The following is a 14,464-nucleotide window of genomic DNA, read 5'->3' on the forward strand; positions in this document are numbered from 1 at the left end:
GGCAATGGGGACTAGTCCCCATGTCGTGTCACATGCGGGGGAGCTGGACTTTCCAGATCTTTCCGTTCTGTGTAAAGAATCCTCGGCCAGGACTCATCTCGCGTCCGGGCAAACCAGGAATCGGCGTGCCAACAACCCCATCGCCATCCCCGAGCGAGGGGCACAGAACCAAGCCTGCACGCCCACCTCGCATCAACTGGCCGAGCGAACCTGAACGTGACCACCCGGGCAGATCCGCCTCGGCGATGACGAGATGCCCGTTCTGTTTGGCCGCCACGATAGCGTTCTGGATTGGTTGATCTGCGTTTCCGTAGGTGAAGTCACCCAGCCCTTCAATAACGAGAACCACTCCCGGGGCATCCTCAGGGGCTGGTGCCTGGAAGAAGGGTTCCGACGCGGTCAACAATTCAGCAACGGCATCAGCGCCGCGAGCAGTCGACTCCCACACCGGATCCTCCGCCAGCGTGGAGCGCCCGGATGATGCGTGCAGGAACCGCGAGTACGGGTACGTTGCATGGAGGGTATGGACCAACCACGCTAGCGCGTTGGAACGGCCGGTCTGTGGGCCTCCACCGATAGCGAGTGTGCCGACAGCCCTGAATGAGAGGGGCGCGAGGGCCTCCGCCTCCATACCAATGACCGGGTACCCATTGAGCGAGGCGGGGATCGAATCGGCTGTGACCAGGGTGGGAAGGGAACCGATTGGCGTCGGTCGAACCCGGTTGCGCAGCACACCGATCGACGCGATTTCTTCCATCATGCGGGCTTGGGCGAGGGGATTGACGTTGCTGCCCAGAACAGCCAACTGCAGCACGTTGGGGTTGCCGACCTGCATGGCGCGTCCGGGGGGACTCGTGGGGGTGAGCACGTCCTTGGGGAGGCCGAGGTTGAGGTAGGACTCCTCATCGGTCATTCGTAGGACGATCTTGCGCTGGAAGTTTGAGGCGAGAGAGGTAGGGATCGCCTGCGTGCGATCCGCGGTGACAGCGACGTGGACGCCGACTGCGCGACCGTCGAGGAGGATCTGCTGGAAGCGGGTCCAGAGCCGTGCCTTGGCGGTGGTGGACTGGTACTCCTCGCTGAAAGCACCGATCCCGTCGACGAGAAGGAGCAGGCGAGGCTCGTCTTTCTTGCCGGAAATCTTTCGGTAGAAGGTCAAGTCGGAAGCGCGTACTTTCGAATATCGGCTTGCCCTGTCGTCGACAATGGAGCCGATCAAGGTGAGCAGACGCGTAACGCGTTCCTCGTCGTCCCCGGGAACGACGTCACCAACGTGCGGCATCACCTTGATCATGTCGAGGCCGCCGCCCGCGAAGTCGAGTCCGTACACCTCAACAGGTCCGGAATTAGGAGTGATCGCTGCCGCGACGGCCAGCGACCGAAGCGCTTGCGTCTTGCCGGAACCCGATGCTCCGTAGTAGGCGATATTGCCTTCTTTATCGGGCAAAAAATACTCGGTGATCTGATCCTGCTCGGCGGGTGCGTCAAGAACACCGAGGACCAGCTCGGAGTCACGTCGCTGCTTGAGTTCCGAAATGTCGTAGGTGGGCGCAAGCTCGGACAGCCAAGGTTTACGCGGCTGCGGAATGCCAGCCATCGCGGCGGCGCTCTTAAGGGTTGCGACGACGCGTTGAATATCCGTGGCGACGTCGTCGCCCGGACGGGGGAGCTTCGGCGTGTGCCACTTAGGAGTCAGACCAAACCCGAGCTGTTCCACCTCGACGGAGACGGTCTTGACGTCCTCAACTGTTTTCGCCCCCGGGTAACCGCTCTGGAACACGGAAATACGTCCGGGACCGGTCTTTGCGGCGGCGCGGCCGGGCGCAGACTGGGGGAAGTGAGCAGCCATGGTGTCTCCGAGAACGTCCTGAGAGTCGTCCGTGTCTGCCATACGTAGGGCGACGCGCAGGTTCGTGTTCGCTCGAAGGTTGTCCTTGATGACGCCCGAGGGACGCTGCGTCGCGAGGATGAGGTGCAGGCCGAGGGAACGTCCACGCTGGGCGACGTCAACGACCCCGTCGACGAACTCGGGGACCTCGCTGACCAGGGCTGCGAATTCGTCGACGACGATGATCAGGGACGGCGGACAGTCGGGGTCTCCGGACTTCTCCAGGGTGACGAGGTCCTTGGCGCCCTTGCTGTTGAGCAGCCTCTCTCGGTAGGTGAGTTCTGCGCGCAGCGATGTGAGGGCTCGTCGGACGAGGAAGGGGGAGAGGTCCGTGACCAGGCCGACGAAGTGCGGGAGTTCGGTGCACTGGCCGAAGGCTGAGCCGCCCTTGTAATCGACGAAGAGAAAAGACAAACGGTCGGGGGAGAGCGTCTGAGCCATGCCCAGAACCCATGCCTGGAGAAACTCGGACTTGCCAGCACCCGTCGTACCGCCAACTAGGGCGTGTGGCCCCTGGGTACGCAGGTCGAGATGCAGTGGGGCCCCGGCTCCCATACCCACCAACGCCGCCATGGACATCTCCGGGACTGGTGTGTGGAGGGCCCCGGGTGTGCGGTCGATGATCGAATGGGAGGCACGCCAGTGCTCGATGACTGCCTCCGGGTTATCCGCGAGTTCCTTGCCGGTGAGGGTCACGTATGAGATCGCGCCGGGCAGATCCGAGTCGTCGTCGACAGGCACTCCGCCGTCGATAACAGGTGCGAGCGAGCGGGCGAGGCGGATGATGTCCTGTCGGCCGACGCGGTCCACAACTATGCCGGACAGGACACGGGAACCGGAGACGTCGCCGATTGACGCGGTTCGTTCCTCAACAGCGACGAATGAGCGGCATGCTGCGGGAAGATTGGCAAAATTGGAGGCGCTCCAGACGAAGTAGATCCCGTGATCGGGGCCGAGTTCGGCGATGCGGTTGAGGCGGGCGATGTCGGTGGTAGCGTCGTCGACGAAGACGATAACGGCGGGGATGATGTTCGGATAAGAGACCCCAGCATCGAGTGGCGTTCCGCTTTCCCGAGGTGACCGTGACGGGGAATCCGATGACGCGCTCTGCCCGTGGCTGATTCGGGCCTCGAGCACTCCTTCCAACGCCTCGAGAAGCAAAGCACATGAAGGAGAATCTGCCGCGAGGTGAATAGATGAGCCGAGCGGTGAATGCGGGGACGCTGCATGAGGGAGCCATTCGAGCCAATCCCAGACACCCACACGTGAGTTGGACGTCATGCACACTGTGACGACCTCGGCCGGGGAGTATTCAGCGGCGATCTGGGCACCGATTGCCATCTGGACCTGTTCGAGCCAGCTGCCTGCACCACACAGTCCCAGGCTCCCAGCGGCACGTAGGTCCGCGACGACGGGGACATCGGAGATCGTCGAGAACTCTGCGCGCAGCTGTCGAACACGCTCGAGGCAGTCGGGTAATCCTTTTCGATTCCCGTGGTCTTCGAACTCTGATTTCGACAGATCGGTGCCGATTCCCAGCCGGAGTTTGAGGAACTCCGGATGCTCGGGTCGGCGCAGCCACAGGGAACCATCCCTGCGCAGCGCGCCCGCGATCACCTGATCGATCGGGGGGAATTGCGAGTGGCGGGCCTCCCGATCAGCGTCTTGGTGTGCCTGGAGTTCCTCGCGAATTGCCTTCAGCGCCTGATCGAAGTGCAGGCGCTCTACTTCCAGAGCTTTCTTAGCCTGGCGTTTTTGATCCCACGACGAACCGAGCATCATCAACGGGCTGAGGGCGACGAAGAGCACCGAGTAGAGCTGGCGGGTGATAGCGAACATGACAGCGCCCATGACGAGGGGCATCAGCAGCGCGATTACGGGGAAACGCGTGGGTTCGGGGTGTTCGGGCAGATCTGGCAGCTTGAATCGGCGTGTTCCAACTCGAGGGAGCACTTGAGGGGGACGGTTGAACGCAATGTCGGTGGATTCGCCAACGGACTCGGGTTGCCGTGTTTGGATGAGCTGGATCTGCGTGTCACCCAGGGTCACGATGTCGTCTGGTTTCACCCTCGCCTTATGCACGCGCTGGTCGCCGAGGATAGTGCCGTTGGCTGAGTTGAGGTCTCGTATCTCGATTCCCGATCCAACGGTAATGCGCGCGTGTTTCTTGGACACGCGGGGATCAGCGAGGGTGATCGCGCAGGATGGAGAACGCCCAATAACCGTACCGCCGAAGGGCAAGGGAACTCGCATCCCCTTGTCGGGGCCCGCGAGGATTCGGAGTTCACCAGCGACTCCGCCCGTGGGGACCGAGCCATCGGTGGAAGCGATGTCGATGAGGGAACCTGAGTGGAGGACAGTCTCAGTCACGAATGCTGTCGAAGGCAACACAGACACGACTCGTCCACCGATGGGATCGAGAATTCTCAGGGTGACCGACTCGGGATCGATCGCCGGAGCGGCACCCTCCGGACCAGCGGCAGCGAGGACAGCAGCAACATCTCCGACCGTCGCCGTTGCATCGGTGGTGACCAGCAGGTCGATATCCTCGCGGGTACGCCCGCGCAGTGTCAGTTTGATCTTCATCGCCGGTCCTTTCCGGTGAGTGCATCGGGTGTGCTGTTGCGTCGTTTCTCGTCGTCAAGCAGATACAGGTCGCTGCTGGAAACCAGCCGCGCCGCGACCGCGTATTCGACGAGCCGAACGCGTCGGTGCGTCGCCAGCGACCCCGGCCTGCCCCGCATGCCGGGCACTCCCATCCGATCGAGCTTGTCGGCGACGTTGTCGAGCTTTCGGTTGAAGCGGGTGATCGGCCACCCCAGCCGCGCAGCAGCCTCGGCATTGCGCGGGATATCGGTCGCGCCGGAACCTGCTTGCGTCAGCCAGGGTTCGCACAGCGCCAGGATCAGCAGGTACTGCGACGGCGTGAAACGTGCTTCCCCGACCGTGGCCTCGCCGGTGTCGGCGGTGGGGGCAGCGTAGCTGCGGAATGTCGTCCCGCGCACGGTGATGGAGAACTCGTAGGTCGTTGGCCCGGCCGCGAACACGACGACGGCCGACTCGAAGACCAGGGGGATGCGCGCCCCGGGCCCGACCCGAGCCTGCATGGACCCCGAGGCGTCGGCGACGGTGACCGCAATCCGCGACCCAATGTTGTCCAGCCACCACAGGCCGTCGTGGCAGCTGACCCGCACAAGCCTGCGGTGCAGGTAGGGGTTGTCGTCGATGCACAGGTCGGCCTCGCGGCCGATCAGGAACTCCTGGTCGGCGCGAACCTCGTAGATTTCGCCGCAGTAGTCGATGACCGCGGATACGTCCTCGGTGGACGTCGGTTGGATATTCGCCGCACTCATGGCGTCTCCACACATTCGATGGCCTCGTTCGAGGAGCGCCCGTCCGAATTGCGCACGGCGACCGACAGGCAGGTGCGCCCCGGCACGACCGGAACGGTGACCGTCGTCTCCTTCGTCTGGCGCACAGGGTGGTCTTCCTTGGGGTCCTCGACGTGGTACAGGTACGTGGTTCCCGCGACGGCCGCGTCCCACGTGAAGGTGACGCCCTCCGGGGTGACCGTGCCCGCCAGGCCGGTAATCGACGCGTTCGCGTTGGCGGAGGGCAGCCCGTCGAGTGGAGGCGCATCAGGCGAGGACTGGGCCGGAGCCACCGTGCTTCCTTCGCCGCGCAGTACCGTCCACACGCCGAAGGCGACGCCGCTAACGAGGAGAAGCACGAGCAGGAACCCAGCCACGACCGAGCCGAAGCCCCTGGAGGGAGCCTCCTCGGCCTCGTCCGTCTCAGAGGCCCGAGGCGCGTTCTCACGCGTGGACACCGCGTTCGCGGGACCGCTCTGCGGCGCGCTTGCCGGAGCCGGGGCCGGGTCCACCTTCGCCAGGACGGCGACCGTGCGGTCGTCCTCCTCCTCCGGGGTGGCCGAGGCCGGGGCGTGGGAGGAGAACACGGCGATGGGCGCTGCGCAGGTCTCGTCCCCCTCCTCATCCTCAAAGGTCCCGGTTGGCGCTTCCACCCCCATTGCCTCGAAGGGCGTGGGGGTCAGGCGCAGCGAAGACTGCACGTTTTGAAGCGCGAGGGCGAACTCCCGCGCCGACTGGTAGCGCCGCTTGGGGTCCTTGGACATCGCAATCGCGAGGATGCGCTCGAGCTCCGCGGGCACGTCGGTACGGCCAATAGCGGGCACCGGGGAGCGCAGCACGCGGTTGAGTACGGAGAGATCGCGGTTGTCCCCTCCGGGAATCTCAAAGGGGGAGTGGCCTGTGAGGATACCGTGCACGGTGGCGGCCAGGGAATAGACGTCGATCGTGGGACCGAAGGGGCCCGTGCCGTCCTGCTGCTCCGGCGGCGCCCACTGCACGGAGAAACCGCCCGGGGATTCCTCGCCCGTTCCCGTTTGCGCGGCGACGCCGAAGTCGCTGAGGACGGGGTGCCCGAACTGGGTGAACAGGATGTTCGTGGGCTTGATATCGCGGTGGATGATCCCGCGCTGGTGGAGCGTCTCCACCGCGCCAGCGATGCGCACGCCGACGTCGAGGGCCTGGGCCACGGGGATGCGGTGTTCCTTGGAACGTCGGCCCAGGTGAGGCGGCGGACAGTACTCCATGACCAGGTAGTGGCGACCGTCGTCCGCGATTCCCCCCGTGTAGAAGGACACGATGGACGGGTGATTGGCGACCTGGGCCATCAGGTTTACCTCGGCGTCGAAGGCCGCCGAGGCCTGGGCGTTGGAATCCGGACGCAGGACCTTGACCGCCACGTCGCGTTGGGGCATCTGCTGGCGGAACAGGTAGACGTCGGCGAAACCGCCCGTGCCGAGGTGACGGACGAACGTTGCGCCCGGGATTGCCGGGGGATCGAGTGGTTGTCGCATTACGCCTCCATCCGGAATGAGATGTTCTCGCCGAGTTCCACGACGTTCCCCGGCTTGAGGACCATGGCCGCAGACCCGTCCAGGCGGACGGGGGCCTGCCCGGGGCGCATCAGCAGAGTGCCGTTTTGGGAGCCGAGGTCGTGGAGCCGCACGTCCCAGTCGTCGATCCGCAGCTCACAGTGGCTGCGAGAAATCTTCTTGCCGGGACTCGGGACGATGACCAGCCGAGCGGGGGCGCGACCGGCGCTCGGGGTCGAGCGGGGACGTCGCCCGATAATGATGTCCTGATCGAGCGCGACCTCTTCCCCCGTCGACAGGACGATCCGTCCCAGGTCGGGGCGCGGGACGGTGACGGAGCTGTTGCTCAGCGGAGACGAACAGATGCGACACGACGAGGCGTGGGTCGGGTTCGGGTGCCCCTTCTCGCACAGGACGGCCAGGACCTGCGGACCGACCGCGGTCTGGGACGACTGCGCCGCGGGCATGTCCGGCGCGGTGTCGGCGGCGACCCGGCGGGCGTACTCGCGCAGCTCGCGGGCACGCTCCGGGAGTGCAGTTCTTCCGTCGTGGTCACCCTCGGTCGGCGTTGCCGTCAGCCGTTGGTAGGCGGCGCTCGGCGCTTCCACCGGTCCGGGGGGCGTACTTGGCGAGAGTCCAGGAACCGAATCGATGAAGAAGGCGCCCGGTGGTAGGTCGAGCGGCGCCTCGCGTTCTGGTGCCGAGACAGGCGGATCCAAGACCGCCGGGCCGGGGACGGGCGGGACCGGGTCATCGATGACGGGCACGGGGGCCTCCCGGTGCTCTGCCTCAGGCTGGGAGGCGAACGACGGGGGCTCGGGGACAGGGTCGTCGTCGATGACATCGGAGTTTTGAACCTGCCTGACGGCCGCTTGCTCGACGGAATACTCCGGACGCTCGGCACCGTAGAGGTATTCGAAGCGGGAACGCACGCCATCCTCCGCTTCCAGCTCGAGGGGGTCGTCCGCCGCATCGTCAGCGGTCGCTTCGAAGGGCGGCGTGTCGTCGGCGGCGTCTTCGGCCTCGTCCACGGGGTCAGGCTCGGGTGTCTCGTCCTCGCGCTCGTACCAGGGGACTTGCGTTTCTTCTCCCGAGGCCTCTGAGCCAGATGGCTCGTCGCCGGCAGGATCGGGGTCCAGGGACGTCGGCTCAGCGATCACAGGTTCTGCCGCCGCGTCCTCCGGCTGGGATTTCTCCTCCTCGTCGGACGGAGACGCAAACTGTGCGAAGAAGGCAGCGGCGGGGGAATCGTTGTCCTCGGCAGACAAGGAAGCATCGTCGGCGCTCGCGGAGGAAGTGGGCCCGGAGGAAGCGGGGGAGACCTCGTCCCAGCCTGCGGACTCGACGGGGGAATCGGCAGGCGTGCCGCACGCTACCTCACCGACCGTGCCCGACGCGAGCGTGGCCACGGGCAGGACGGCGCTGATCACCTGCCACCGGCAGGCCTCGGACGCGGGGCCGTCCACCGGCGTGGCGATCCGCCAGCCGGAATGCGTGCGGAAGCGGTGCTCAGACCACGTGATGACGCTGCCCCCGCTCACGGACGTCGGCCCCTCCGGCCCGTCGACGACGACCTCGAAAGCTCCGCGGACAGCGATGTGTGCTTCGCTCGACTCGTCGATGAGCGCGACGAAACTCGGCAGCGCGGCCAGGTTGGCGGCGAAGGCGGAGGTCAGCTCCTGGAGGAGGACAGCCAGGTCCGCGCCCTCCAGCATGAGCTCCCAGAATCGCTGGGCAAGCGCCTCATTGCCGGGCTCGAGGGCGACAATCCCGCGCTCGGTCACTGCGGCGGGATAGCCACCCGGCGTCCACGTACGTTTACGCATGCTGTTCCTCCACTCGCGTTGCATCCGCCAGTTGATGCGTCTCCATCGGCTGCGAGTCCGCGTCTCCGGCAGAGTTGACGGTCACGTCGTTATCGACGGTTTCGTCGCCGGTACTCGACTGACCCCACTCGGGCTCGGCCTCGAGGACATCCACGATGACGACGGTGACGTTGTCCTTGCCGCCGGCGCCCAGCGCCTGGGCGATCAACTCGTCGGCTGCCTGCTCGCGGTCCTTCACGTGGCGCACGATCATCTCGATGAGCGCGTCCGTCACCTCTCCCGACAGCCCATCGGAGCAGATCACCCACCGGTCGCCGCGGTGCACGGGAACCATGAAAATGTCGGCGCTCACGTCATGGGTGGATCCGGCTCCCAGCGCGCGGGTGATGATGTTTCGGCGGGGCAGCGCGCGGGCCTCGACGTCGGTCACGCAACCCGCGTCAATGAGTTCTTGGACCTCGGAGTGATCGACGGAGATCTGCTCGAAGCTCCCCTCGGAGAGCAGGTACGTCCGCGAGTCTCCGATGTTGAACACGGCGGCGCAGGGCTTACCCCGGTACTCCTGGAAGGCGATGCCCGTCAGGGTTGAACCCGGTGCCCGCGAGCCCGTTCCCAGAGCCGCGACTGCCAACGCCGCGCGGGATACCGCGGCCGAGAGTAGGGCGGGGGTGGTGAACTCGCCCGGAGCCAACGAGTCACACACGGTGTCGACGACGACCCGAGAGGCGACGTCGCCCGCGTCGTTTCCTCCCATTCCGTCCGCCACGAAGTAGGTGGGGAAGGAAGCCCCCCACGAGTCCTCGTTGTGCGTGCGGCGGCGTCCCACATCCGTGCGGGCAGCGTGCGCGACGACGACCCGAGAACCCCCGGGGCCGACCGCTTCGACACACTCGTTACCCATTGATGACCACGCTCCGCTGCCCGTACCGGACGGTGTCTCCGGGCGCCGCGACGACGGGGGAACCGGGCACGACAGGTGTCTCCTGGCCGTCGGCGCGCACGACGACCGTGCCACCGGTGGAGTGCAGGTCCTCGACGAGAACCCCCTCACGCGTCGCCGTGAGCACGACGTGAGTCTTCGATACCGTCCGATCCGGGTCATTGACGGGCACGGGGGAGGCAGTGGGGCGCGAGGCCGGGGCGACCGGGTTGCGCCCGAGCACGATCGAGCCGCCGAATGGATAGTCCACGCCCGTGTCGAAGGTGACCCGAGCCGTGTCGTAGCGCACCCCGAGCTGCGTGCGGTCGTCCTCCTCGTCGGGGGAGTAGGAGGCGGCCGGCCCGCTCCCCGAATACGAGGACGAGGGCGGGGTGAAAGACAGCGGCTGCGCGTCCAGCTCGGGGGTGGGCGAGGCGTCAACCGCGCCAGAACTCGACCACGGCGTCGTTCCGATGTAGTCCGAGGACGGCGCGGGCGTGCTCGCCGCAGGCGAGGGAGCAGGGGAGAACGCCGGATTCGGATCGGGAATCGCACTTCCCCACGGCACCTCTGCCGTCTCCTTCTCCTGGGCGGGCACGGTGGGGACGGGCGGCAGGGAAGCGGCGGCCGAGGCCGTCGCGTTCCATGGGTGGACCACCGGCTCAGGCTCCGCCTCCGGCTCGGGCGCGGCTGTCCTATAGGGGTCGCGTCCGGCCCTCGTGTTAATCGGGACGATACCCAGCGTGCGGTCGAACCACGTCCGGTTCATCTCGTCCATGCTGGCGAAGCAAATGATGATGGAACCGACACCGAAGGTGAGCGTACCGATGAAGGCCTGCAGGAGGAGTTTGCCGAGGCCCGCCCACCCCGCGGGGACACCCGTGTCGTAGCGGACCCACCGCACGCCGGTCAGCCCCATGAGAGGACTCGCACCTGTGCGCACGAGCCTGATGACCACAAAGCCAAGCCACGCGAAGGCCATCACGCCAGTAACAATGTTCAGTGTGTTGAACGCATCCCGTGACATCCTGTAGATGACCAGCAAGTAGAAGGGGGCGAGGGTCAGCAACACATCGAGCGTGCCGTAGATGATGATGGCGAGAATACGCCACGCCAGTCGGCGCCCGAGGCTGACCGCGACCGTCCCCGCCAGGTGTGCGGGAACCTCGACCGAGGGCTTGCCCGGAACCGTCATTTCATACATTGTCCGTGCCTTTCAGAGGTGTTGCTTCGCCGTCAGCCGCTGTCTCTGTCTGTCGCGCACGCCACTGGGCGAGCAGTTCGCCGAGGGAGTCGAGGCGCACGCGCAGCGGAACCCGGCGCATCCGCAGGGAACGCGTCGACAGGAACGCCCAGTAGCGCCGATACCAGGGCGTCTTCCCCGAAATCGCGGCCACGACCTCGTTCCTGATCTCCCAGGAACGCTCGGCACCGCGCCCCTGACCGCCCGCGTCGGAGAAGACGACAGAATCGAGCGAACGGGCCATGGACACCAGGTCGGTGCATTGCTCGTCCCACCGGTGGAAGCCAGTGTCGTCTGGGATGTCTGCGCGGCGGTCCTCGAGGCGCGCGTCGATGGCGCGCGCCTGGGTGAGTCGGGTCGCCCCGAGGGGCACGCGCAGGCCGGTGTCCGTCGCGTAGTCGACGACGTCCTCCCATGCGCCCGCGGCGCGTTCCTCGTCGGACCCCTGAGTGCGTCTGCGGCGTCGACGCAGTGCCTTGAACAGGAGCAGACCCCAGATCGGAGAGAGCACCAGGATGCCCATGACGCCCCACCCCAGGATCGCCAGGAGGATACCGATCCACGCGGGCCAGCCGTCTTCGTCATCGTCCGAGTCGTCGAAGGTGTCCGGCGGAAGCTCCGCCGGATCCTGCGGTGGGTCCGGCGGCTGGAGGACCTGGGGCTTCGGATCGGGCTTGGGCTTGGGGACCTCCGTCTGAGGCACCTGGTCGCGCGGGGGAGTCGGGTCAAATGGGACCCATCCGACGCCCTCGAAGGGGACCTCGACCCACAGGTGCGTGTCCTTGCCTGTCATCGTCACCGGTCCCGAGGCCGGGGTCTCCGGGTGAAAACCCATGACGATCCGGGCGGGGATCTGCTGAGAGCGCAGCATGAGCAGCATCGCGACCGCGTACTGGTCGTCGTCGCCGATGAACTGATCGGCGCTCAGGAAGTCCTCGATGCGTGAGGTGCGGTGGCCCGGCAGGGAAAGCTGGTCGGAGCCATCGGAGTAGAACCCCTCGTCGTGGAGGGTGCGCTGAATGGCGCGGACCTGCGCGATACCCGGCGCGGCGTCGCCGATCATTTCCGTGGCGGCGTCGGCGACCTCGGAGGGGACTCCCTCGTCGGCTGCTGACGTCGTGCGCGCGAACGCTCGGCCTTCGAGCTCCTCGTCGCTCCACTGACGCGTCACCACGCCGGTGACCCGGTAGGAGTCTCCCTGCGCGAGTCGCACGGTGGACAGCGCGGTTTCCAGGCGGTCGTGGAAATAGAGCGCGTCCGCCAGCTGGGACGCCCGCTCGGAGGTGTACTCCAATGAGCGGACACCGTCGATTGTAGGCACCCAGTTCCCCGAGTAACCGTCGATGCGCACGGTCACGGTCGAGGCATCGGCGGGCGTTGGAGTCTCGAAGAAGGTGGTACCGACGTGGCGGAAGCCAGACCCGTTGGCATTCGCTGCGATCTGGATGACGGTTCCGTCGTAGTAATCGAGGGTCGCGAGGCGGAGCCTGCCACCCTCGGGCAGCCCGTCCACCGTCAGCAGATCGGTGTCCTTGTCGGTGGTGTTGAGGAAACGGAATTGCGTGGCGGGGGAGTGATACTCCTGGAGGTTGAGTGGCGGCTCAATGTAGTCGCGCGCGACCGTGCGGTGCGAATCCGTGACGACGAGGCGCGTCAGGGGGACGGCGACCGCGAGGGCCAGGGCGATCAGCGTGACCGCGCCAATGCCTCGGCGCAATGCAGGGTTGGTGGTACGTTCGTTGAACTCGACGATCCCACGGCCGCCCTCGCGGCGTGCGCGACCCGCCACGTGTGCGGACCAGCCGACGCCCACGACCACGCTGAACAGGCCGATCGGCAGGGCAAGCGGTGCCTTCTGAGAGCTCCAGATAATGCCGAGGAGCGCCAGGACGCCGACGGGCACCAGTGCCCACAGCGGTCGCTTGGTGCGCACCACGATGGTGACCGCGACGAAGGTGGCGACCAGGGCGCTCAGGAACGGCATGATCGCGGGACCTACGAAGATCCCGGCGGGTGGTTGAACGGTCAGCAGGTCCTTCCACGAGGTGATGAGGCCGATGACGAGCATCTGGATTGTTCGCTGCGTGGGCACTACGTGGTAGAGGGTCGTCGTTGGGAGTGCCAGCGCCCCGCCGGTCAGCAGGTAGGCGGCGGCGAGTGCCAGCGTGGACCCGATGGCGCGCACGCGCAGCGCGGCCGTGAGAGCGGCGACCAGGAGGCCTACGACGAGGCCACCCAGGGCCGCGACGTAGCCTGCGTGTCCGCCGAAGACCGGACCGTGAATGAGGGCCGCCGCGACGAGCAGCGACACGACCGCAAGCGTGTCGAAGGAGCGCCGGGAAGTGGGGATCGTGGGGGAGGTGTACGTCGTCATCCGAGGGCCTTCCACATTCCGATGGCGAACTCATCCAGGGTCGGAGCAACGACGACGGGCGTGTTGCCGAGGGTGCGCAGCTCAAAGGCGGATGCCATGTCGATGCGGACACCGGTGATCACCATGTCGAGGGGGAGCCGCGTGAGTGCCGCATGCAGGTCGGCCAGGCGCGTGCGCGATCCTGAGATGACGACGGCGGTCGAGGCATGGGAGGCCTCAGTCCCGGCGCGCTGAGTGAGTGCGTTGATGCGTTCGGCGCCCAGGACGCGCTCCACGCCGGACAGGGAGTCCATCGCGTGCATCGGGGTGGGGGTCTTGAGGTGGCCGACCTGGGTGTGCACCGACACCTCCTTCGCATCGACGAGGGCCGCGCGCGCCATGGAGGCCGCCGCGGAGACGCCGATCTCGAACTCCTCGTCGCTTGCCCACGCGTCGGTGTCCAGGTCGAGGACGATGAGCAGGTGGGATCGGCGCGTTTCCTCAAATTGGCGGACCATGAGCTTGCCGACGCGCGCCGTGGAACGCCAGTGGATGGCGCGCCGGTCGTCGCCGGGGACGTATTCGCGCAGGGCGTGGAAGGACACGTCAGCGGAGGACAGGTCCTGCGTGGTCGCGCCTTCGATATCGCGGATAAAACCGACTGTCGAGGCATTCATGGCGACCGTTCGCGGGTGGATGTAGAGCTCGGTGGCATGGGACCACGTCTGGACGCGGCGGACCAGGCCCAGGCCGTCGCCACGGATCGTGGAGGCGGGGCCGACGGCCACGATGCCTCGCCTCGTCGTCGCGATTGCGAAGACCTCCTCGTGGCTCTCATTCTGGCCCAGGGCCGGGCACAGGAAAGAGTTTGCGCCCGCGCCGACGCGCAGCTCGACCATGGCGGCGCGCAGGCGGCGGGACGTGGGGTTGGAGATCGTCAGGGCACCGAGCGCCTTCTCACCGACCGTCACGCGCGTGTTGGCGAGCTGCAGCGTGACGGCGTGTCCGGCCCGGCCCAGGGACCACAGGAGGGACAGCGTCACCAGGGTGAGGCACGTGAAGCCCAGGACTGCGGCCTCGACCCACGAGAATAAGACGCCCGCCAACGTGGCACCCGCTCCTACGAGTGCCGTCCCCCAGCCGAGCGGGGTCAAGGACGACAGGAGTCGCAGGAACGCGCCCAGGCCGGGGACCCGGCGCAACGCGATGATCACGCGCCTCCAGGAGAAAGCGACCGCCGCCGACGCACGCGCGAGAGCGACGCGTGCGCGTGTGACGGCGTCGAGGCGGTCGCGCAGGTGGCGCTTGTCGGCGACGGAACGCGGTGCCACTGTC

8 protein-coding genes are annotated in these 14,464 nt (G+C 66.6%); all 8 read right to left on the bottom strand.

Annotation, left to right across the window (positions count from 1 at the left end):
* Window positions 1-28: 28 nt before the first annotated feature.
* The 8 genes from O3932_RS07195 to O3932_RS07230 are packed head-to-tail and all read right to left on the bottom strand — an operon-like array spanning window position 29 to window position 14,460.
* On the bottom strand, window positions 29-4,474 hold the full coding sequence (locus O3932_RS07195; RefSeq protein WP_371537325.1) for an FtsK/SpoIIIE domain-containing protein: 4,446 nt from the start codon (window positions 4,472-4,474) through the stop codon (window positions 29-31).
* Window positions 4,471-5,241 carry a hypothetical protein gene (locus O3932_RS07200; RefSeq protein WP_371537327.1) on the bottom strand — a complete coding sequence of 257 codons (771 nt, stop codon included), beginning with the start codon at window positions 5,239-5,241 and terminating at the stop codon, window positions 4,471-4,473. Before O3932_RS07200 ends, O3932_RS07195 begins: the two co-directional genes overlap by 4 nt.
* Window positions 5,238-6,770 carry a serine/threonine-protein kinase gene (locus O3932_RS07205; RefSeq protein WP_371537330.1) on the bottom strand — a complete coding sequence of 511 codons (1,533 nt, stop codon included), beginning with the start codon at window positions 6,768-6,770 and terminating at the stop codon, window positions 5,238-5,240. Before O3932_RS07205 ends, O3932_RS07200 begins: the two co-directional genes overlap by 4 nt.
* Window positions 6,770-8,614, bottom strand: a complete 1,845-nt coding sequence (locus O3932_RS07210; protein WP_371537333.1) for an FHA domain-containing protein — start codon at window positions 8,612-8,614, stop codon at window positions 6,770-6,772. Before O3932_RS07210 ends, O3932_RS07205 begins: the two co-directional genes overlap by 1 nt.
* A complete protein-coding gene (locus O3932_RS07215; RefSeq protein WP_371537336.1) occupies window positions 8,607-9,515 on the bottom strand; it encodes a PP2C family serine/threonine-protein phosphatase in 909 nt (302 codons plus the stop codon). Before O3932_RS07215 ends, O3932_RS07210 begins: the two co-directional genes overlap by 8 nt.
* Window positions 9,508-10,737 (bottom strand): FHA domain-containing protein, encoded by a 1,230-nt coding sequence (locus O3932_RS07220; protein ID WP_371537339.1) that lies wholly within the window; start codon window positions 10,735-10,737, stop codon window positions 9,508-9,510. The genes O3932_RS07215 and O3932_RS07220 overlap by 8 nt, the downstream gene beginning before the upstream one ends.
* On the bottom strand, window positions 10,730-13,150 hold the full coding sequence (locus tag O3932_RS07225; protein WP_371537342.1) for a transglutaminaseTgpA domain-containing protein: 2,421 nt from the start codon (window positions 13,148-13,150) through the stop codon (window positions 10,730-10,732). The genes O3932_RS07220 and O3932_RS07225 overlap by 8 nt, the downstream gene beginning before the upstream one ends.
* Window positions 13,147-14,460, bottom strand: coding sequence for a DUF58 domain-containing protein (locus tag O3932_RS07230; RefSeq protein ID WP_371537344.1), 1,314 nt, complete (start codon window positions 14,458-14,460; stop codon window positions 13,147-13,149). Before O3932_RS07230 ends, O3932_RS07225 begins: the two co-directional genes overlap by 4 nt.
* Window positions 14,461-14,464: the final 4 nt, after the last annotated feature.

Source organism: Pauljensenia sp. 20925_1_25, assembly GCF_041433955.1.
Classification (GTDB): Bacteria; Actinomycetota; Actinomycetes; order Actinomycetales; family Actinomycetaceae; genus Pauljensenia.